General features: G+C 31.6%; 23 protein-coding genes. 16 read left to right on the forward strand and 7 right to left on the reverse strand.

Annotated elements, in window-relative coordinates; genetic code table 11:
* Positions 1-47 precede the first annotated feature (47 nt).
* The 3 genes from C3E90_RS09495 (at position 48) to C3E90_RS09505 (ending at position 3,922) form a co-directional block, all read left to right on the forward strand.
* Entirely contained in the window at positions 48-1,223 is a 1,176-nt protein-coding gene (locus C3E90_RS09495; RefSeq protein WP_236915404.1) for a hypothetical protein, read from the forward strand.
* A 98-nt stretch (positions 1,224-1,321) separates the two neighbouring features.
* The gene (locus C3E90_RS09500; protein WP_236915405.1) at positions 1,322-3,184 is read left to right on the forward strand and encodes a hypothetical protein; all 1,863 of its coding nucleotides are present in this window, start codon (positions 1,322-1,324) and stop codon (positions 3,182-3,184) included.
* Between the two features lie 129 nt (positions 3,185-3,313).
* Positions 3,314-3,922 carry a peptidylprolyl isomerase gene (locus C3E90_RS09505; RefSeq protein ID WP_236915406.1) on the forward strand — a complete coding sequence of 203 codons (609 nt, stop codon included), beginning with the start codon at positions 3,314-3,316 and terminating at the stop codon, positions 3,920-3,922.
* 38 nt (positions 3,923-3,960) lie between these two features.
* Here the strand turns inward: C3E90_RS09505 and C3E90_RS09510 are convergent, their stop codons facing one another.
* Complete coding sequence (locus C3E90_RS09510; RefSeq protein WP_236915407.1) at positions 3,961-4,773, reverse strand: ABC transporter permease; 813 nt, start codon at positions 4,771-4,773, stop codon at positions 3,961-3,963.
* Positions 4,760-5,539 carry an ABC transporter ATP-binding protein gene (locus C3E90_RS09515; RefSeq protein ID WP_236915408.1) on the reverse strand — a complete coding sequence of 260 codons (780 nt, stop codon included), beginning with the start codon at positions 5,537-5,539 and terminating at the stop codon, positions 4,760-4,762. The genes C3E90_RS09510 and C3E90_RS09515 overlap by 14 nt, the downstream gene beginning before the upstream one ends.
* Positions 5,540-5,681: 142 nt before the next feature.
* On the opposite strand from C3E90_RS09515, the gene C3E90_RS09520 reads away from it, so the two are divergent.
* From C3E90_RS09520 to C3E90_RS09530, 3 genes are read left to right on the forward strand one after another with little or no spacing between them, the layout of a single operon-like run.
* Positions 5,682-6,266: a thymidine kinase gene (locus tag C3E90_RS09520; RefSeq protein WP_236915409.1), complete on the forward strand. Its 585-nt coding sequence runs from the start codon at positions 5,682-5,684 to the stop codon at positions 6,264-6,266.
* Between the two features lie 9 nt (positions 6,267-6,275).
* Positions 6,276-7,106: an NAD(+) diphosphatase gene (gene nudC, locus C3E90_RS09525; protein ID WP_236915410.1), complete on the forward strand. Its 831-nt coding sequence runs from the start codon at positions 6,276-6,278 to the stop codon at positions 7,104-7,106.
* Between the two features lie 28 nt (positions 7,107-7,134).
* On the forward strand, positions 7,135-9,075 hold the full coding sequence (locus tag C3E90_RS09530) for a bifunctional metallophosphatase/5'-nucleotidase (protein ID WP_236915411.1): 1,941 nt from the start codon (positions 7,135-7,137) through the stop codon (positions 9,073-9,075).
* A 113-nt stretch (positions 9,076-9,188) separates the two neighbouring features.
* Here C3E90_RS09530 and C3E90_RS09535 read toward each other — a convergent pair whose 3' ends face one another.
* Genes C3E90_RS09535 through rodA form a run of 5 tightly spaced genes read right to left on the reverse strand, consistent with a single transcriptional unit; the run spans position 9,189 to position 11,270 of the window.
* Positions 9,189-9,470 carry a hypothetical protein gene (locus tag C3E90_RS09535; protein ID WP_236915412.1) on the reverse strand — a complete coding sequence of 94 codons (282 nt, stop codon included), beginning with the start codon at positions 9,468-9,470 and terminating at the stop codon, positions 9,189-9,191.
* Positions 9,455-9,592, reverse strand: a complete 138-nt coding sequence (locus C3E90_RS09540) for a hypothetical protein (protein ID WP_236915413.1) — start codon at positions 9,590-9,592, stop codon at positions 9,455-9,457. Before C3E90_RS09540 ends, C3E90_RS09535 begins: the two co-directional genes overlap by 16 nt.
* 22 nt (positions 9,593-9,614) lie before the next feature.
* Positions 9,615-9,932, reverse strand: coding sequence for a DUF4097 family beta strand repeat-containing protein (locus tag C3E90_RS13615; RefSeq protein ID WP_442870575.1), 318 nt, complete (start codon positions 9,930-9,932; stop codon positions 9,615-9,617).
* Complete coding sequence (locus C3E90_RS09545; protein WP_336513029.1) at positions 9,932-10,123, reverse strand: PadR family transcriptional regulator; 192 nt, start codon at positions 10,121-10,123, stop codon at positions 9,932-9,934. The genes C3E90_RS13615 and C3E90_RS09545 overlap by 1 nt, the downstream gene beginning before the upstream one ends.
* 40 nt (positions 10,124-10,163) lie before the next feature.
* Positions 10,164-11,270, reverse strand: a complete 1,107-nt coding sequence (gene rodA / locus C3E90_RS09550; RefSeq protein WP_236915414.1) for a rod shape-determining protein RodA — start codon at positions 11,268-11,270, stop codon at positions 10,164-10,166.
* A 120-nt stretch (positions 11,271-11,390) separates the two neighbouring features.
* Here rodA and C3E90_RS09555 point away from each other — a divergent pair, with 120 nt between their 5' ends.
* From C3E90_RS09555 to nth, 10 genes are all read left to right on the forward strand, one after another.
* On the forward strand, positions 11,391-12,218 hold the full coding sequence (locus C3E90_RS09555) for a deoxyribonuclease IV (RefSeq protein ID WP_236915415.1): 828 nt from the start codon (positions 11,391-11,393) through the stop codon (positions 12,216-12,218).
* A gap of 49 nt (positions 12,219-12,267) precedes the next feature.
* Complete coding sequence (locus C3E90_RS09560) at positions 12,268-12,510, forward strand: hypothetical protein (protein WP_236915416.1); 243 nt, start codon at positions 12,268-12,270, stop codon at positions 12,508-12,510.
* A 15-nt stretch (positions 12,511-12,525) separates the two neighbouring features.
* Positions 12,526-13,884, forward strand: coding sequence for a tripartite tricarboxylate transporter permease (locus tag C3E90_RS09565; protein WP_236915417.1), 1,359 nt, complete (start codon positions 12,526-12,528; stop codon positions 13,882-13,884).
* A 23-nt stretch (positions 13,885-13,907) separates the two neighbouring features.
* Entirely contained in the window at positions 13,908-14,852 is a 945-nt protein-coding gene (gene mvk / locus C3E90_RS09570; protein ID WP_236915418.1) for a mevalonate kinase, read from the forward strand.
* On the forward strand, positions 14,849-15,820 hold the full coding sequence (mvaD, locus tag C3E90_RS09575; RefSeq protein ID WP_236915419.1) for a diphosphomevalonate decarboxylase: 972 nt from the start codon (positions 14,849-14,851) through the stop codon (positions 15,818-15,820). The genes mvk and mvaD overlap by 4 nt, the downstream gene beginning before the upstream one ends.
* 15 nt (positions 15,821-15,835) lie before the next feature.
* Entirely contained in the window at positions 15,836-16,909 is a 1,074-nt protein-coding gene (locus C3E90_RS09580) for a phosphomevalonate kinase (protein ID WP_236915420.1), read from the forward strand.
* Between the two features lie 111 nt (positions 16,910-17,020).
* Complete coding sequence (gene queG / locus C3E90_RS09585) at positions 17,021-18,151, forward strand: tRNA epoxyqueuosine(34) reductase QueG (protein WP_236915421.1); 1,131 nt, start codon at positions 17,021-17,023, stop codon at positions 18,149-18,151.
* Positions 18,152-18,213: 62 nt separating this feature from the next.
* A complete protein-coding gene (locus C3E90_RS09590) occupies positions 18,214-19,404 on the forward strand; it encodes a glycine C-acetyltransferase (RefSeq protein WP_236915422.1) in 1,191 nt (396 codons plus the stop codon).
* 123 nt (positions 19,405-19,527) lie between these two features.
* Complete coding sequence (locus C3E90_RS09595; RefSeq protein ID WP_236915423.1) at positions 19,528-19,809, forward strand: DUF503 domain-containing protein; 282 nt, start codon at positions 19,528-19,530, stop codon at positions 19,807-19,809.
* Positions 19,810-19,817: 8 nt separating this feature from the next.
* Positions 19,818-20,468: an endonuclease III gene (gene nth, locus C3E90_RS09600; protein ID WP_236915424.1), complete on the forward strand. Its 651-nt coding sequence runs from the start codon at positions 19,818-19,820 to the stop codon at positions 20,466-20,468.
* Position 20,469: the final 1 nt, after the last annotated feature.

Raw genomic sequence — 20,469 nt, forward strand, 5'->3', positions numbered from 1 at the left:
TATATAAAAAGTTATAGTAATTAAATAATAGAAATGGAGTTATATCAATGAATAATCAATTAAAAAGATATCTAAAGAACAATCACAATAAAATAACCATAGGAGAAGATGATGGTTTTTCAAGTTTGTCAATTGTGGATGATGATTTAGAGGATAAGGAAATTTTTTTGACTGGTGAAAATCATGGAGTTAAAGCTAATGTTAAATTAAGAATGAAATTTTTAGAGTACTTTAAACAAAAAACAGATTTTAAATATTATCTCTGTGAGCTTCCCTTTAGTGTAGCTTATTTTTTAAATATGTATCTGAAAACAGGTAATGAGGATTTATTAAAGATGGTCTATAGACCATTAAAAGGTACTGATGCTTGGAATAAGGATGATTATGAGCATTGGATGGAAGTTTATGAACTCAATGAAAGTATGCCCAAGGACAGGAAAATAACTATTGTAGGAGTAGATATTGAGCATCAGCCTAAAAATGCACTGATATTTATGGACTACTGTCTATATGAGAAGGATATTCCTAAGGAGATAGAGGGAGTAGTAGATGATTTGAAAATAATAATAAAAACGGATAGGGATTTAACTAATGATGAACTAAAAAGATTTTCTAAAAAACTAGATATGGATTTAGATGATAAAGAAGAAATCTATAGAATATTATTAAAAGAAAACTATTATAAATTTAAACATATAAATAAGAATTTACTAATTATGTATGAAGTATACCAGGGAAACAATTTTAATGATATTAGAGATAGAAAGATGTACCAAAATTTTATAGAGCTTTACAATAGGCTACCAAAGGGTAAGTACTATGGTCAATTAGGTCTTTCTCATATATTTCAAAGACCTTTCCCTTATGTAAATTGGTTTGGAGCAGCTTTAAACAGTAAGGAATCCATATTTAGGGGTAAAGTATTATCTATAGCTTATGTATACCATAATTGTAAATATCTATATCCTACTATTAGGAAAAATTATATAAGTTCCATTAATACTTTGGATCCAGCATTGGAAGTTTTTAATGATTTTACTAAAGGTGAGTACACCATATTTAAATTAAATGGCAAAGATTCTCCTTTTATTAGGAAATTAATTTGGCCAATACTACACAAATTACCTGAGGGAGGGGTTACTGCTGATTATTTTCAGTATTTAGTAATAGTAAAAGATTCTCAAGCAGCGAATCCATTAGAGTTAAAAGAACATAATAAATAATCTTAATATTCTAAATTGATATATTCATATATAATGGTATATGATAAAATATATAAGTGATGTAGTGTAATGGATTTATTGAGGAAAAGGGGGATATAATGACAAAGGTAAATTGGTCACTAATAGTTGGAACTATAATAATTTTATTACTATTATTTACTATGATTTATGAAGATAGTATAATTACTGCTGATCCTTATTCTCTAGATAGGGATTTAGAGTATATAATAAATAGAGATGTACTAAAAGCAGAACATCCTGTTAAGCCTAATCCCTTAGATCAATTAGGTACAGATCCCCTTGGAAGAAATCTGTTCAGTCTACTTATTAAAGGGACAAAAATAACTTTAGGAATTGCATTCATATCTACTATTATCAGATTAGCTATTGGAGTTGTAATATTGTTAATAATAAAGGATAGAAAAAAAACCTATAATAAAATCTTTTATGGTTTTAGTATGATATTAAACATATTAGTGGGATATATTATTTTAAGCCAACCTTATTTTAATAGGTTAGAATTAAATTATTCTGTAGTAGCTTTTTCAATAGTATTAGGTATTTTAGGATGGGAAAGAGTTAATAGTTTTTTAAATAGTAGTAGTGAAATATTTACTGACAAGGATAATGGGAAAGTCAAATTTAGTTTTAAAGAAAAAATTCCACATATATTAATATTATTTTTAAAAGAAATAGGAATAACTCTTTTTATACTTTGTATATTGGGTTTTCTGGGAATCACTATAGGAGTGAATAAATATTCAACAATTGAAACAAGATGGGGTGTTATTCCAAACTATAACCCAGAATGGGGAGGTATTCTTGCAACAACTAAGGAAGCTATTAATTTAGAAGCATATTGGTTAGTAGTTTGGCCAATAATCTTCTTTGTGATTGGTATTTTAGGTTTTTTATTAACAGCAAGAGGATTATCCTATAATATTAAAAATTATGGTTCCATAGTATCCAAAGGGATGAAAAAGATAGGAAATTTTATATCTCCAAAACAATATATTGAAGATATTAAAAGATTCAGTTGGAATAAGAGTAAAGTAATAGTAAAATCAATTATTATTGTATTAATAATTCTGTGGATATCCCCTTCTATTGATGCAAGCAATGGATATTATCAAATTAATGGAGAGAGGGCTTGGAAGGATTTAGATAATATTAGCTCTATAGAAACTAAAGAAAAAACAGCTGAATATATAGCAAAAGAATTAGAAAAAATTGATAGATTATTACCAGTTTTTGATGATGAATATGTGCAGGAGATTGCTTATCAGCAGGAAAATACAGAGACTGGAGAGAAGGAATTAGTAGAAGGTAAAAATATAGCTGCTTATATATGGGGTAGAAATAGCAACAATCCATTAGTAATAGTAACAAATTATGGAAATGAATTATATAAAAATGGCACCTCTGTTGCAGCCACCTTAGAATTGGCACGAAGCCTAAGTGAAAAAAACAATCAACAAATGGCAAGTAGAACTATAGTATTCTTGTTCCTAGATGGTAGTTTAAAAGAGGGAGTTGGAGTTTATAATGTATTGGGGAGTAAAAACATAGATATTAATAGCTTTTATATTTATTTAAATTATCTAGGTTTAGAAGATAGTGATCAATTATATATGGATACATCCTCTGTATTTAGTGCATATAGAAGACATTATAGAAATATTAAAAATATTAAAGAAAGAGCAAAAGAATTAAAGATTCCAATTAAACAAGAGTATTTTGATAATATGTTTGAAGATGTAAATGTCTTTATGGAAAATAAGGTATCTGGATTAGCTATATCAGGAATAGGAAAAGATGAATATATTGAATTAATGAATCAAAACCAAAATGATATTAACTCAATAAACAATAATAGACTAGAGGAGCAAATACAATTTATAATGAACATAGCATCAAAATATGCTTGGAGTGACAAACCTTGGTTAGGAGATTCTTATTAGGTTATACATTTAATGATATGAGTATTATCAATTTTTATTTTCTTGATATTCACAACAATATTATTTCTAAGTGGATGCAAAAAAGAAGCAGTAGAAAAAAATGAAGACTCGGTCCAAGGAGGGGAAGATATGGCATTAGAACAATTGAAATTACCAAAAAAAGATGAGGAAATTGTAGTAATGGAAACTAATTATGGAACTATTAAGATAAGATTGTTTCCTGAAGTAGCACCAAAAGCTGTGGAAAATTTTAAAACCCATGCTAAAAATGGATATTATGATGGATTGATTTTCCACAGAGTAATAAATGGTTTTATGATCCAAGGGGGAGACCCAAATAGAAATGGAACTGGTGGAGAAAGTATATGGGGGAATCCCTTTGAAGATGAATTTGATATAAATTACCACAATTTTAGGGGTTCACTTTCCATGGCAAATGCAGGGCCAAATACAAATGGTAGTCAATTTTTTATAGTTCAAAAGGATTCTGTTGAAGAAACTCTAATTGAACAGATGACTAAATTAGGAGGAGAACAAGGTTTTCCAGAGGAAGTAGTAAAAGCCTATACTGAACTAGGAGGTACACCCCATTTAGATTATAGACATACGGTATTTGGTCAAGTATTTGATGGGATGGACATAGTGGATAAAATTGCAGCTGTAGAAACTGATGGAAATGATAAACCCATGGAACCAGTTGTAATTGAAAAGATAGAGATTGATAATTTAGATGAATAATAATAGGGTTAGGTTTAAAATTAAACCTAACCCTATTATTATTCATTCCACTTTAAAAATCTATCCTCTAGGATAGAAATTCCTTTGTACATTAATGCTGAAATCAGGGCTAAAATAAATACGCTCATCATTACTAAATCCAATTTAAAGACCTGACCACCATATACTATTAGATATCCTATTCCCGCTTTAGACACCAAAAATTCCCCAACAATTACCCCTACCCAAGATAATCCTATATTTACTTTCAGAGTACTTATCATAGTAGGTATGGAATAAGGTAGTACTACTTTTTTCAGAATTTGGAATTTAGAGGCTCCAAAAGTTTGTAATAGCTTAATTTTATCTTTATCGACAGATATGAAACTGAAAAACATATTCATAATTGTGATGACTATGGAAACTGTAATAGCTGTGACTATTATGCCTGAATAGCCTGCACCAACCCAGATTATTACAATAGGTGCTAAAGCTGTTTTTGGCAAGCTATTTAATACTACTAAATAGGGGTCCAATACTTTTGCCCAAAAATCAGACCACCATAAACCTATTGCCACAAGGATTCCTAATATGGTACCCGCTGTAAAACCGACAATAGTTTCAAAAACAGAAATTCCCACATGATAGAATAACCCTCCACCCTTAGCATATTGTAAAAATAACTTCCATATACCTGAAGGAAAGCTTGTTAAGAAAGAATCTATCCAATTAAGTTGTGCAGCTAGTTCCCATAACAATAATCCTATTACTAATATGGATACTTGAACAATGAATATAGTGCGTTTTCTTTTCTTTATCTTTTTTAAATACTTAATATGCTCATTAGATACTGAATTATTAGACATGAACATCAAGCTCCTTCCATATTTTATTGAAATAATGTCTAAATTCGGGAGCTTCACGACATTTTATTGGACTCCATATTCCTTCAGCACAGGTTAATTCAATATCAATAATATCCTTAATGCTGGCAGGCCTATTGGTTAGTACAATTATTCTATCGGATAGTGATATTGCTTCTGCAATATCATGGGTCACTAATAGGGCTGTTTTTTTCTCCTTTTTTAATATTATACCTATTTCATCGGATATAGCTAATCTTGTCTGATAGTCTAATGCGGAAAAGGGTTCGTCTAATAGTAATAAATTGGGTTCTACAATCAAAGTTCTGATTAATGCAGCCCTTTGTCTCATTCCACCAGATAATTGTCTAGGATATTTATATTTAAAATCTCCTAGTCCATAGGTGGTTAAAAGCCTTTCTGCAGTTTCTATGGCTTTGCTTTCAGCTTTCCCGTGGATTTCAAGACCTAATAATACATTTTGAAGTATAGTTCTCCATTCGAATAGATGATCTCTCTGAAACATATAGCCTATATCTTTTGTTGGGTTAGTAACCTTTTTCCCATTAACCAATACTTCTCCTATAGAAGGCTTAATTAAACCTGCAATTATTGAAAGTAGAGTAGATTTTCCACATCCACTAGGGCCTACAATACTAACTATTTCGCCTTCATACACTTTAAAATCAATGTTTAGTAGGGCTTCCGTTTCACCATTAAATGTATGATAGGTCATACCTATTTTTTTTACTTCCACTATGATTTTTTTATCCATAAGCAACTCTCCCTTATAGGACATATGATACTTTATAATATTCATTAAAAAGTATTATGTGAATATCCAAGAAAGTTTTAAAGGTCAAATAAGTAAAATCATGATATAATATTAAAAGCTAATGAAAAAGGGGGAAAATACATTGCATCAATATAAAGGAAAATTAATTATTCATACTGGATCTATGTTTTCAGGTAAAACATCCAGTTTAGAAAAAGATGTTAAAAGATTTAATATAGCAAAATATAAAACCATAGCTTTTAAACCAGCTATTGATAGTAGATTTAATAGAAATGAGATTGTAACTCACGATTTGACTTCTTTGAATGCTATTTTAGTAGAGAATATAGACCAATTAATCGAATATTGCAATGAATTGAAGCCTGATGTAATAGCAATAGACGAAATACAGTTTTTAGGTGGTAAAGTTGAAGATATTATCTCAGGAATAAATGGTTTATTGGAAAAAAATTTTACTGTTATAGTAGCAGGCCTTGATATGGACTTTACAGGCACACCTTTTGAAATAGTAAAAGAATTAATGCCTATAGCAGATTATCTTTATAAACACCATGCTGTCTGTGTAAAATGTGGCAGTGATGCCTGGGTTAGCCATAGAAAATCCAAAGATCAGGAAAGGATTAAAATTGGAGCCTCTGACGAATATGAGCCTTTATGTAGAAAATGTTTTTTAGATGAAAAAGAAAATATTACTGATAGTGAATAGGGGGATTGTATGGAAGACTATATATTATTTCAACCATCAGTTAAGCCTTTACATAGGGAAGATAAAGGGGATTTCTTATTTTTATTTAAAGGTAGCCAATTAATGGTTTGTAAGGAAAAGGGCAATCTTTTTATCCCTAGACGAAAAGATATACTGGATTTAAATGTAAGCATATATAATATTCAGTGTATGGGGGCTTATTCTGGGTATAATTGTCATTGTGGAGAGCTTGTTGACAAAGTAGATGAAAGACATATTGATTTTGTTGATTTAAGAACTCTATCTAAAACTGTAGATAAGGATACTTATCTTTTGGCTACAAAAGCAAATCTATTATTAAATTGGTTAAAATTGAATCAACACTGTGGTAAATGTGGTTCAAAAATGTATATTAAAGATAGTAAATTTGAGAGGGCAATGGTATGTTCAAATTGTGGAAATACTACTTGGCCTAGAACCTCACCAGCAATTATTGTAGCAGTTACTAAGGGAGATAAGTTATTATTGGCTCATAATAGACAGTTTCCTGATAGAAGGTATAGCGTAATTGCTGGTTTTGTTGAATATGGCGAAACATTTGAAGAATGCGTCAAAAGAGAAGTATATGAAGAAGTTGGTATTAAGGTTAATAATATTAAGTATTTTGGTTCTCAGCCATGGCCTTTTCCCAATTCCATGATGATAGGATTTACAGCAGATTATCTTGATGGAGAAATAAAAGTAGATGGAAATGAGATAGCACATGCTGATTGGTTTTCTAAAGAAGAGATACCAGGAATGTATAAAAAATCAATAAGTATAGGCTCTCAACTGATTGAATGGTTTTTAAGAAATCATTGATAGTATAGGATTAATTTGGAGGTAGAGTATGAAAAAAACTATTAGGGTTTTATCAATATTGCTAAGTATCATAATGGTGTTTATACTTATCCCTCAAAAGTCTTATTTGGAAGAAGGAGAAAAATCCATAACAATACTTTTTACTCATGATATGCATGATCAATTTTACCCTTTTGAGATAGAAGAAGATGGAGAAATTAAAACCTTAGGTGGATATGCTCGATTATATTCAGCAATTAATAAAGAAAGAGAAAAGGATTCTAATCTATTAATAGTAGATGGAGGAGACTTCTCCATGGGAACTTTATTTCAGACTATTTTTTCTAGCCATTCTCCTGGATTAAGATTAATGGGACAGATGGGATATGACGTGGTGACTTTTGGTAACCATGAATTTGATTTTAGAGCAGAAGGATTAGCAGACAGTTTAAAGGCTGCAAAGGATAGTGGGGATAATTTACCCCAAATTGTTGCTTCTAATATTTCTTTTCCAGTAGATGACAATGGAGAATTGACTCCATCTTTGACTAAATTAAAAAATTCTATGGAGCATTATGGAGTTAAAGACTATACGGTAATTGAACATAATGGTATTAAAATAGGTATTTTTGGGCTAATGGGAATAGAAGCAGATTCTAATGCACCCATGTCTGAAGTCGAATTTACCGACCAAATCCAAGCAGCTAAAGATATAGTCCAAATATTAAAAGATGAAGAAAAAGTAGAATTGATAGTATGCCTATCTCACTCAGGCACTTGGGAAGACAAGTCGAAATCAGAAGATGAAATTTTGGCTAAAGAAGTACCAGATATTGATATTATTATAAGCGGACATACTCACACTTCCCATTATGAACCTATAATAGTTGGAGATACAATCATAGGTTCCTCAGGAAGAAATGGAGATAATTTAGGTGTATTAAATATAATACAAGATGAGAATAAAAACTGGAAGGTAAATGACTATAGATTAGAGCCAATTGATGATTCACTAGCTATAAATGATGAAACATCCCAAACTATAGAATATTATAAAGGAATAGTTCAAGAAGAGTACCTAAATAGGTTTAATATGGTCTTTGATGAAGTATTAGCTAATACTCCATTTAATTTTACTCCTTATGGAGTATTAGGAGTTGAACATGATGAGGATATATTAGGTAATCTTATTAGTGACTCCTATATTTTTGCTGTAAAGGAAGCGGAAGGAGAGGATTATGAACCAATCGCAGCCTCTGTTGTCCCTTCTGGCACAATAAGGGGTTCCTTTGTTGAAGGGTATATCACTGTATCAGATGTATTCAATGTAAGTTCCTTGGGCATAGGGCCAGATAAAGTTTCAGGTTACCCATTAATCTCTGTGTATCTGACGGGAAAGGAACTAAAAACTGTAGCAGAAGTAGACGCTTCAATTACTCCAATAATGAGTGTAGCTCAACTCTATACATCTGGTCTTAATTTCACCTTTAACCCAAATAGGTTGATTTTCAATAAGGTAACGGATGTATATTTAGAAAAGGAAGATGGTAGTAGAGAGGAAATAAAAGATGATGAACTCTACCGTGTAGTGGCAGGATTATATTCTGCACAAATGCTTTCCATTGTTGGTGATAAATCCTTTGGATTATTATCCATTGTACCTAAGACTAAGGAAGGCCTTCCCATTACCGATTATGAAGCTCAAATAATATATGATGAAGGCCATGAGATTAAGGAATGGTTAGCCATAGCAGAATATTTAAAATCCTTCGATACTGAAGATGGTATACCACAAGTTCCCAAATATTACAGTGAAAAGCAGGGAAGAAAAATTGTAGACTATAATCCAAATCTATTTGCAAGACTTAGAAACCCAAATAAAATTGCCTTGGCAGTCTATAGTATAATTTTGATTATTTCAGTTCTTATAATCTTACTAGTTAGATTTATTATTAAAAGAAAGAAAAGGGTCAAGGAAAGGGTAGAATAAAAATTATGTGAGTCGAGGACTATAAATTGTCTTCGACTCATTTAGAATTTATAACATATTGAATAGCTTCATCATATTTATAATCCCTAATTATAGCTGCATTTACTTCAACATCAGGAACAGTTTTTACTTCTTGAACCAGTATATACTGAATAATACCATTTAAACTGATCTTGATGAAGTACATGGGTATGGCCATTATTCAATTCCCTTATTATATTACCGAACTCTTCTATAAATTCATTATCCGTGCCTGTTTTCTTTATCCTTTCAATATACTCTTCCTTATTTCCTAACCAATCTACTCCATGTAATCTTTTATTGACTTCAAGAAAAGGATAATTTTCTTTTATAATGCTATAGGCATATTCAAAATCCTCTAGCTTTTCTTCCATGGTAAGTGGTTCATTGGAAACAGTGATACTTCCTTCTTATGATTACAACCTATAGATGATATTGTTATAATAGCTAATATTATTAATAATATTAATCTTTCTTTAATCCTTTTATTTCTCAAAATCTTTACCTCCTAAATTAACTTATTTAGCATCAATATTTATGCTTCCTAAATTGGTTTTGGATTCTAAAGGACCTTCAATATTTTTTGTGTTAATAGCTCCTAAATCAGTGGATAATTTATGTTTTGAAGAGGACACATTTTCTATTGATATCCCTCCTAGAGAAGATTTTGCTTCTAATTTCTTTAAAGTAGCATTTTCAATATTTATATCACCTAAATCCCCTTTTGCATATAATTTGTCTAACTCTAAACCATCAATATGAATAGAACCTAGATTTGCTTCTAGATTTAAATCCTTAGCGTAGGATGAAGGAAGAATAATATCTAAATTCCCTATTAAACAAAATCACCTCTTATAATTTTATTAACTCCTATGGTAAAATCTTCCCATTCTTTTACCAATTCTTCGAAGGCTTTCTGTCCTTCTTCTGTAATTTTATAATATTTTCTTGGAGGACCTTCTTGGGATTCCTGGAGATAATTGGTTACATATCCATCTGTTCTAAACCTCCTCAATAGGGGATAGATGGTTCCCTCAGATTAATAAAAAATAGCTGCAATTATGCAGCTAAAAATTAAGTCCTTCCTTATGGACTGATACACTCAATGCAATTCCTATACATATTAGGTTGATTAACTGAAAAGTTCCTCCATAGCTTAAGAAGGGAAGAGGAATACCAGTTATAGGCATAAGACCTATAGTCATTCCAATATTTTCCCATATATGGATTAAAAACATGGCAGCAAAACCGGTAATCATAAGAGAACCAAAAGTATCTGTGCTATTTTTTGCGATTTTAATAAGTCTATAAAGTAGTATGAAATAAAGAAGGATAATGGCTAATCCACCAATTAACCCTAATTCTTCACTAACAACAGCAAAGATAAAATCCGTTTGTTTTTCAGGGAGATAGTTATATTGGGTTTGGGTTCCATGGAACAATCCTCTACCAAATACTTTACCTGAACCAACAGCGATTCTAGATTGCATAGCTTGATAGCCCGTCCCAGAGGTATCCCTATCTGGGTCTAAAAAGTCAAATATTCTATCACGTTGATAACCCTCTAGAGAAAACCATAATATTGGAAGGCTTATAATCCCTATTAATATTGCATAGCCAATATATTTCCAATCCAAACCTGCTGCAAAAAGCATAACAAAAATAAAGAAAACAAATACTATGGCAGTTCCGAAATCAGGTTGTTTAGCTATAAGAAGAATTGGGATTCCAGCAAGTACCAGTATTTTTAATAGCGTTAGAGGTTGATTAATATTATGTTTATTTTTATCAATATACTGTGCCAGGAAAATAATAAGACCTACTTTTGCAATTTCTGCAGGTTGAAATACAAACCCACCAATATCTAACCAGGAATCTGAACCCCATTGTTCAGCACCAATTCCAAATAATGCAACAGCCACTAATAATAGGACTGAAACTATATAGATAGGGATGTAGAATTTTCCTAAAAATTGATAGTCCAACAATACTAAAAAAGCAATAGCTATAATTCCTAATATGGTAGATATAGATTGTACTTTTACATAACGGTTAGTTTCAAAGGATAATGTGGCAGATTTAATCATTATTATTCCAAATATACAAAGTAAAAGAACAGTAAAAAACAATATAAAATCAAAGTTTTTAAAAGATTTTCTTTTCAAGTTAAACATATTTTAAACTCCTTTATTTATAGCCTAAAATAAATTATATCATATTTTAAATAGAAGACATAGATAAATTGATATTAATTTAGGGTAGTATATAATATATGTACAAGAGAGGATGATTAGATGTATATTGGTTGTCATTTGACTATTGCAAAGGGTTATGAGAAAGCTGCTGAACTAGCTTTAGAAATAGGAGCAAATGTTTTTCAGTTTTTTAGTAGAAACCCTAGAGGTTCATCTTCTAAGGAACTTGATATAGAAGATGTAGAAGAAATGAAAAAGATATTAAAAGAGAATGCTTTTGGGCCATTACTTGCCCATGCTCCATATATTATAAATTTAGGGTCTCATAAGGACAGAATCTATGGAATGGCAAAAGGAATATTAATGGAAGATTATGAGAGATTAAATGAGATTTCCATACCTTATTTTACATTCCATCCAGGTAATCATGTGGGGAAAGGTTCAGAATACGGTGTTATTAGAATTGCTGAGGCATTAAATGAGATAATAACAGGTAACGAAACTACAATGCTCTTACTAGAAACCATGTCTGGTAAAGGTACAGAATTAGGGCGTAGTTTTGAAGAAATAAGGGCTATTATCGATAGGGTAAAGCATAATGAATTAGTGGGGGTTTGTCTTGATACCTGTCACATCTACTCAGCAGGTTATGATATTGTTAATGATTTAGATGGAGTGTTGGAAGAATTTGATAATATAATTGGATTAGATAAATTGAAAGCCATCCATCTAAATGATAGTATGATGGAATTTAATAGCAAAAAAGATAGACATGCTAAGATAGGGGAAGGTACCATTGGTTTGGAAGCTATAAAGAACATAATTAACCATCCAAATTTAAAGGATTTACCTTTCTATTTGGAAACCCCAAATGAATTAGAGGGATATAAGAAAGAGATAGAGTTGCTAAGGGGATTAAGGTATTAGAAAAATAATTATTTAATATAGTTTATATAATAACAAGGGAGATATAATTATGAAGAAGAGAAAACAAATGGTAGAAATTTGGGGAGATATAGTTGAAATTAAATCTCTAGTATTATCTATAATTATTTCTGGGGTTACAACTATGGGTGCTTATTTTTTAGCACCATCTAATGATCAAACAAAACAGTTGTTTTTTGGTTTAGTAGGAGCAGTTTTAGGTTTTTCTATATCGACTTTATTAATTAAGCCAAAACGTATTATTATTCTGGAAGAAGAAACGAAAGATAAATAAGGAGAAATATCAGCTATGAATACAATTCTAATAATTCAAATGATTTTGGCAGCTTTGGGAGCTGTTTTCATATATACAATTATTGGTTTTATTCCTGGTACCGATGAAACATCGGTACTAATGCCTATAACTTTAACAGTGGTCTTAGCAGGTACACCACCTATAATTGTATTGACATTTTTTATAGCAGCAATTGTTACGTTGAATTTAACCAATGCAATACCAACGGCATTAGTAGGATTACCTGGTGGTGTAATGTCCAGCCCTATGTTAGAATATTCTTTGTTCTTAAAAGAAAAAGGAATGTCAGCAATAGTCATCAAGAAGATGGCAGTAGGGTCTTTGATAGGAACTGTTATTTCAATTCCCGTTGCTTTAATGCTTGCAAATATTTTAGCTCCTTATGGAGAGAAAATAAAGACTTTTGCACAGCTATTGTTCTTTTTAGGGGCAATTTTTTTATCTTTAATAGGTAAAAACAAAATACTTTCTATACTTAGTATTATGCCATTGGCATTATTGTTTATGGGATTAAGGCATTTATACTGGGGAATGGGCATTGTGCCAAAGGATGTGAATATTACAACATCATTCTTCCTTGGCATTACAATTGGTCCCTTGATTGTTTCTGTGTTGACACTTTTAAATAAATCAGAGCGCCATTCTATGATAACAGAAAATATGAAAAAAATAGTAATACCAAGTGAGGCTAGAGGGAGTAAAACGTTAAACCCCTTTAAAATACTAACAAAAGAAGAAATGAGAAATGCCTCTATTTCAGCTTTAATAGTAAATTTTTTATTTGTACTCAGTCCAGTAGGATTAACCATTTTATTTGGAGAGACAGTGGCAAATAGAATGAAGAATCCTGTAAACAAGGCAACAACAGCTATTACAACTATGAGTGCTTTAGGCCAAGCAACTTATCTTTCAGGGATAATTATTCCTTTAATGGCTATAGGTCTTCCTTTATCGCCAACTGCCATTGGGCCAGGTGGTGCGTTGTTTAATGCTCCTCCTGTTTTTACAGTAGAGAATAATTTATACCATATATTAGATAGATGGGAATTTATTGTTGCCATATTAATCGGTGCAGTAATTGCAGTTTCGATAACATACTATATTACAAATAGATTTGCTGGCAGAATTTCAGCATTTGTCCTAAGAAGGATTCCCCATGAGGCAATTTTGGGGCTGTTTATTTCATTTATTCTTCTATTAGCATATATGGATGCAGGACTAATAAATGTTTTTGGAGTATTACTAATTGGTATAACTTGTGGTACATTGAATAAAATGGGGGTAAGTTATGGAGTACAGTTTATGACTTTATACGCAGCCCCTTGGATTATTGAAAAGATTGTTTTATTATAATACTTATGAATAAGGAGTATAATATGGATAATAAATCAGCAGTAGGAACTGCCATTGGTAAAATAATTTTGATAGGAGAACATGCTGTCGTATATGGACAGCCAGCATTAGCCATACCTTTTCCGAAAACAAAAATAAAAACTATTATTAGTAGAAAAAAGGGCTCTATAACGTTGGACTGTTTTTTTTATAAGGGCTTGTTGTTCAATACACCAGAAAGGTTATTAGGTTTAATTTCTATTATCAAGGAGATAGTAAATAGTTTTGATGAAGAATTGGAGAACTTCAGTATCCGAATTGAAAGTTCTATTCCACCAGAACGAGGAATGGGGTCTAGCGCTGCTGTAGCAGTTGCAACAATTCGTGCTTTATATGATTTTTTTAGCCAACCACTTACAAATGAGAACTTATTAAAATGGTCAAATGTTTCCGAAAAAATAGTACATGGAAATCCAAGTGGTATAGATACGGCAATTATTATAGAAGAAACACCACTATATTATACTAAGGGAAGGCCTTTTGCTCCATTTCCGTTTAAATTAAATGCTTATTTAATAGTTGCAGATACTGGAGAGCCTGGTCAAACTCAAGCTGCTGTTGCAAGTGTAAAAAAATTAATGGAATCCAATCCTGAAAAAGGTGAGTTATTAATTAAGCAGTTAGGTGTTCTAACAGAGGATGCAAAAATCTCCATTGAAGCAAAAGATGTAGTGAAACTTGGGAAGATTATGAATGAAGCTCATTCCATATTGGATAAATTAGGTGTTAGTAATGGGACACTAAACCATTTAGTTTCTGTAGCATTAAATAATGGAGCTATAGGTGCCAAACTAACTGGTGGTGGTCGTGGTGGTTGCATGATAGCTTTGGCTGCTACCCAACAGCAAGCTAAATTTATTTCTAATAAATTATTGTGCAGCAGAGCCAAAAACATCTGGATATATAATATGGGAGTTGATTTGCTGTGAAAGTTAAGGGAAAAGCAAGGGCTCATGCAAATATTGCTTTAATTAAATACTGGGGAAAGAGAAATGATAGGTTGGTATTGCCAATGAATGGTAGCCTTTCCCTTACTTTAGATTGTTTTTATACAGAAACAGAGGTAATTTTTAAGGAAGATATTGAAAAAGATTATTTTTATTTAAATGATAATATCCAAGATGAGGTTGCTACTAATAAGATAAGTAACTTTTTAGATTTATTCCGTAAAGCAGTGAAAATTAACATGCCAGCAGTGGTTAAAAGTATTAATTATGTACCTACTGCTGCTGGACTGGCTTCATCTGCTTCAGGTTTTGCTGCATTAGCAGCTGCAGCAAATGTGGCTAGTGGATTGAATCTTAATAATAAAGAATTGTCAATCTATGCAAGGCGGGGTTCTGGTAGTGCAACTAGGAGTATTTACGGTGGCCTTGTGGAATGGCAAAAAGGCATATGTAATGAGGATTCCTATGCAGTTCCTATTGATGATGCAAAATGGGATATTGGAATGGTTGTTGTTATAGTAAATGCAAAGGAAAAATTAATTTCCAGTCGTGAAGGAATGAAACGAACAGTAGAAACTTCACCTTTTTATGAAGACTGGGTAGAAGGTGCTGAAGAAGATTTGAAACAGATTAAAGTTGCAATTAAAAAACGAGATTTTGAGCAAATGGGTTTAATTGCTGAAAGAAATGGCCTAAAAATGCATGCTACTATGTTAGGTGCAAACCCGCCACTATCCTATTGGGAGCCAGAGAGTGTTACGGTAATGCAAATAGTACGGGAATTAAGAAAAGAAGGCATTCCCTGTTATTTTACCATGGATGCAGGACCTAATGTCAAAATACTTTGTAAGTTATCGGAAAGCCAGAAAATAAAAGAGAGACTAACCCAATTCTTTGATAAGGAGCAAATAATCATAACTGGACCAGGGCCAGGAGTTACTATTCTTTAAAAGGAGATGTAAAATATGATTAGAACCTATGCACCAGGTAAATTATTTATAGCAGGTGAATATGCTGTAGTTGAACCAGGTTATCCAGCAATTTTAGTAGCAGTTGATAGGGGTATTCTGGTTTTATTAGAAGAAGCTTTAGAACGAGGAAGTATTAGTTCTTATGATAATATACCCAGATTTTGGTCAAGGCAAAATGATAAACTTATTTTAGATAAAAGTGATAATCGTCTCTCTTATATAATATCTGCTATTAATACTGTTGAAACCTATGCTAAAGAGCAAGGTAAAGAATTAGACCATTATCATTTAAAGGTATCCAGTCAACTAGAAACCAATGAAGGGAAAAAATATGGATTGGGTTCCAGTGCTGCAGTTACTGTTGCTACAGTAAAAGCTTTATGTAAATACTATGAAATTGAAGCATCTGATGAGGAGTTGTTTAAACTGTCTGCCTTAGCCAACTTGGCTATAAATAGCAATGGTTCCTGTGGTGATATTGCAGCCAGTGTCTATGGGGGATGGATTGCTTATACTACCTTTGATAGGAATTGGATATTAGAACAAGGAAAGGACAACTCAGTTACTCAATTATTAAACAAACCATGGCCAAATCTTTCGGTTGAACCTTTAACACCTCCAGAAGGATTAAAATTAGTTATCGGTTGGACAGGTACTCCTGCCAGTACTTCTAGTTTGGTAACTCAAGTTAATGATAAGCGAACTGAAAAAAGTATACCCTATGAAAAGTTTCTGCATGAAAGTAAAAAATGTGTAAACAAAATGAAAGAGTCTTTTAAGAAAAAAAACATTAGAGAAATACAAAAACAAATCCAGGTTAACCGGCAACTTCTCGTTAATATGGGCAATGATTTAGGTATATCAATAGAAACGCCTTTATTGACGAAATTATGTAATATAGCATTAGAATTCAACGGATATGCCAAATCATCTGGTGCTGGAGGCGGAGATTGTGGTATAGCAATTTTGGGTGATGATAAGTATTTACAACAGTTGATAGATGAGTGGAAAAAATCAGGAATAACCTATTTACCATTGAAGGTATATGATAGAAATGGGGAATTTTGAAATAATCATTACAAAAACCTAATATAGTATCTTTTTTTAAGGATGGTATAATATAATTATTAATTGAAATACATTTAGCTAAGGATAAAAGGATTGAAATGGGAGTAAACTATGGATTTAAAAGGATATATAATAGATAAATCAAAGGAACTAAATATAGACATAATAGGTTTTACTGGTTGTGAACCTTTCTATAATATAAAAGATTATCTTATGACTAGACAAAGAGAAAATAAGCAAACTGAATTTGAGGAAAGGGATATAGATAAAAGAATTAACCCAAAGTTAATTTTTCCCGAATGTAAAACTATAATTGTAATTGGATTATCTTATAATACTAGATTAAAAGAAAGGGTAGATTATAAGCTGAAGGGTTTACTTTCAAAATCCTCTTGGGGTTTAGATTATCATATAGTTTTAAAAAACAAAATTGAAAATTTAATTAAAGAAATAGAAAGAATAAGGGACTTTAATTATAGATATTTTGTTGATACAGGACCATTAATAGATAGAGAAATAGCAAATAAATCTGGTATAGGGTATTATGGGAAGAACTGTTCTATTATCAATGATGAATATGGCTCTTTTGTTTTTATTGGCCATATATTGACAGATTTGGATATAGAAACTCACTCAAATACTTTGGAAAGCCAATGTAGTGATTGTAATATATGCATTAGCTATTGTCCTACTGGAGCTTTAGAAGAACCTTTTCAACTTAATCCTAAAAAGTGCATATCCTATTTAACCCAAACTAAAGATAAAATCCCTTATGAATTAAGAGATAAAATGGGGACTAAAGTATATGGCTGTGATACATGTCAATTGGTATGTCCTAAAAATAATGATGCAAAAAAATCAACTCATGAAGAATTCTTACCAAAAGAAATAAAAAGGTATATAGATATAGAAGAAGTACTATCAATTTCTAACAGACAATTTAAGGGAAAATATGGAGGAATGGCTGGAAGTTGGAGAGGGAAAAATATATTAAAAAGGAATGGGATAATAGCCCTAGGAAATATGAAGGATAAAAACAATATAAAATTATTAGAACCATTGTTATGGGATCAAAATTCTATGATTAGGGAATATGCTGCGTGGGCTATTCTAAAAATAGATTATGAGTATGGGAAGGAAGTGGTAAAAAAAAGACTAGAGGTAGAAAAAGAAGAGAACACAAGGCTAGAGATGAAAAATCTTATAAAACATTTTATTCACAAAGATTACCAACAAAAATAAAATTTATGTTATACTATATTTGTGTTATAAAACCTAAAATTATATTATAGGAGGGGAACACATTGGCTAATGTCCATGAATTAAATTATTTAAAAGAAAAAATTGAAGAGCTCAAAAAAGAAGGAGTATATAGAAAACTACCTATATTACAAGGAGCAAATGAAGCGGAAATAATTTTAAATGGAGAAAAGGTAATCAATCTATCTTCTAATAATTATCTTGGGTTTGCAAACCATCCAAGGCTTAAAAAGGGAGCCATAGAAGCTGTCGAAAAATATGGGGCAGGAGCGGGAGCAGTAAGAACTATAGTTGGAAACATGTCCATACACGAAGAACTAGAGGAATTACTAGCTGAATTTAAACGGGAGGAAGCTGCATTTATATATCAATCCGGATTCAACTGTAATGCAGGGACAATCCAAGCTATAACTGAAGCTGGAGATTTAATAATATCTGATGAATTAAATCATGCTTCCATAATAGATGGTACTAGATTAAGTAAAGCTGATAGAAAAATATTTAAACATTCAGATATAGATCATTTAGAACAAGTACTTAAAGAAAACAGGGATAAGTATAAAAATGTGTTAATCATCACTGATGGGGTATTTAGTATGGATGGAGATATTGCTAAATTGCCGGAAATTGTTGAATTAGCAGAAAAATATGAAGCTATGACCTATGTGGATGATGCTCATGGTTCAGGTGTACTAGGCGAAAGTGGTAGGGGAACGGTAGACCATTTTGGATTACATGGTAGAGTTGATTTTTCAATAGGAACCCTTTCAAAAGCTATAGGGGTAGTAGGAGGATATGTAGCGGGTTCTAATACTATGTATGAGTGGTTGAACCATAGGGCAAGACCAGTACTATTTAGTACTTCATTACCACCTGCAGCAGTAGGGGCTATAATAGAAGCAATAAAAATGTTAATGGAATCTACTGAATATACTGATAGACTTTGGGATAATGCAAACTACTTTAAGAAAAAACTTGGTACATTAGGATTTAACACAGGCAAAAGTGAAACTCCAATTACACCAGTAATAATAGGTGAAGAAGCTAAAACCATGGAATTTAGTAAAAAATTATTAGATAATGGTGTCTTTGTATCAGCTATAGTATTCCCAACTGTACCCAAGGGAACAGGAAGGGTAAGATGTATGGTAACTGCAGGGCATACCAAAGATCAATTAGATAAGGCTGTAGAAATCTTTGAAAAAGTTGGGAAGGAAATGAGAATATTAGAATAAAAAAAGAGGATTTTATCCTCTTTTTTTATAATCCATAAAGTATATATTCATCTTTTAAGATTGAAATCATTGGTCTTTAATTGTAAAATATATTCAAGGCTAATATGGCGTTGAGGTGATTTTATGATAGTGGGAACTTGTTCATTAAAATTGATAATATATGAATCAAATTCATTAAAAGATAAAAGGCATATAATAAAGAGTATTATGGGTAGAATTCAATCTAGATTTAATGTATCCATAGCTGAAATAGGATTGAATGATTGTTGGGGGACATCATTAATTGGATTTGCTTGTGTAACTAACGATACTAGCCATGCTAATCAAACCATTTCCAAAGTGTTAAAATTTATAGATGGGGATAATAGGGTAGAAATAATAGACTATAATATTGATATTATGTAGGTGATAATATGAAGAAAATGTTAACTAAAGAAGAAATAACGGAAGTATTAAATATCTTGTTGGATTTATATCCAGATGCCAAGGCGGAATTAAACTATTCTAATCCCTTTGAGCTGTTAATAGCTACTATTCTGTCAGCTCAATGTACTGATGTACAAGTTAATAAAACGACAGAAAAGCTTTTTAAAGTGTTGAAAATTCCTGAAGACTATTTAAAATTAACAGAGGAGGAATTAGGAGAAAAAATTAGGAGTTGTGGATTTTATAAAACAAAAAGTAAGAACATTTTATCCACTTGCAGATTATTAATTGATAAGTATAATGGAGAAATACCTAGCACATTAGAAGAATTGATGACCCTTCCAGGGGTTGGCAGGAAGACAGCCAATGTTGTTCTAAGCAATGCTTTTTCAAAACCTGCCATAGCTGTGGATACTCATGTTTTTAGAGTATCTAATAGGATAGGGTTGGCTAATAGCGATAATGTTTTGGATACAGAAAAGGACTTAATGGATAACATTGACAAAGATATGTGGTCTAAGGCTCATCATCTATTGATTTTTCATGGACGTAGAATTTGCAAGGCCAGGAGACCTCTATGCGAGAAATGTCCATTAAGGGACTTCTGCATCTATTATAAAGAAGAAGTTAACAAATAAG

The organism is Clostridium sp. Cult2 (assembly GCF_021655075.1).
Taxonomy (GTDB): Bacteria; Bacillota; Clostridia; order Tissierellales; family Tepidimicrobiaceae; genus Schnuerera.

What these genes read in the sequence shown, in the direction of transcription:
- mvk (WP_236915418.1), top strand. Translation starts at nt 13,908, where the DNA reads ATGGATAATAAATCAGCAGTAGGAACTGCCATTGGTAAAATAATTTTG.
- C3E90_RS09510 (WP_236915407.1), bottom strand. Translation starts at nt 4,773, where the DNA reads ATGTTCATGTCTAATAATTCAGTATCTAATGAGCATATTAAGTATTTA.
- C3E90_RS09565 (WP_236915417.1), top strand. Translation starts at nt 12,526, where the DNA reads ATGAATACAATTCTAATAATTCAAATGATTTTGGCAGCTTTGGGAGCT.
- C3E90_RS09530 (WP_236915411.1), top strand. Translation starts at nt 7,135, where the DNA reads ATGAAAAAAACTATTAGGGTTTTATCAATATTGCTAAGTATCATAATG.
- nudC (WP_236915410.1), top strand. Translation starts at nt 6,276, where the DNA reads ATGGAAGACTATATATTATTTCAACCATCAGTTAAGCCTTTACATAGG.
- C3E90_RS09535 (WP_236915412.1), bottom strand. Translation starts at nt 9,470, where the DNA reads ATGGAAGAAAAGCTAGAGGATTTTGAATATGCCTATAGCATTATAAAA.
- C3E90_RS09555 (WP_236915415.1), top strand. Translation starts at nt 11,391, where the DNA reads ATGTATATTGGTTGTCATTTGACTATTGCAAAGGGTTATGAGAAAGCT.
- C3E90_RS09560 (WP_236915416.1), top strand. Translation starts at nt 12,268, where the DNA reads ATGAAGAAGAGAAAACAAATGGTAGAAATTTGGGGAGATATAGTTGAA.
- C3E90_RS09495 (WP_236915404.1), top strand. Translation starts at nt 48, where the DNA reads ATGAATAATCAATTAAAAAGATATCTAAAGAACAATCACAATAAAATA.
- C3E90_RS09515 (WP_236915408.1), bottom strand. Translation starts at nt 5,539, where the DNA reads ATGGATAAAAAAATCATAGTGGAAGTAAAAAAAATAGGTATGACCTAT.
- C3E90_RS09500 (WP_236915405.1), top strand. Translation starts at nt 1,322, where the DNA reads ATGACAAAGGTAAATTGGTCACTAATAGTTGGAACTATAATAATTTTA.
- nth (WP_236915424.1), top strand. Translation starts at nt 19,818, where the DNA reads ATGAAGAAAATGTTAACTAAAGAAGAAATAACGGAAGTATTAAATATC.
- rodA (WP_236915414.1), bottom strand. Translation starts at nt 11,270, where the DNA reads ATGTTTAACTTGAAAAGAAAATCTTTTAAAAACTTTGATTTTATATTG.
- C3E90_RS09595 (WP_236915423.1), top strand. Translation starts at nt 19,528, where the DNA reads ATGATAGTGGGAACTTGTTCATTAAAATTGATAATATATGAATCAAAT.
- C3E90_RS09580 (WP_236915420.1), top strand. Translation starts at nt 15,836, where the DNA reads ATGATTAGAACCTATGCACCAGGTAAATTATTTATAGCAGGTGAATAT.
- queG (WP_236915421.1), top strand. Translation starts at nt 17,021, where the DNA reads ATGGATTTAAAAGGATATATAATAGATAAATCAAAGGAACTAAATATA.
- C3E90_RS09505 (WP_236915406.1), top strand. Translation starts at nt 3,314, where the DNA reads ATGGCATTAGAACAATTGAAATTACCAAAAAAAGATGAGGAAATTGTA.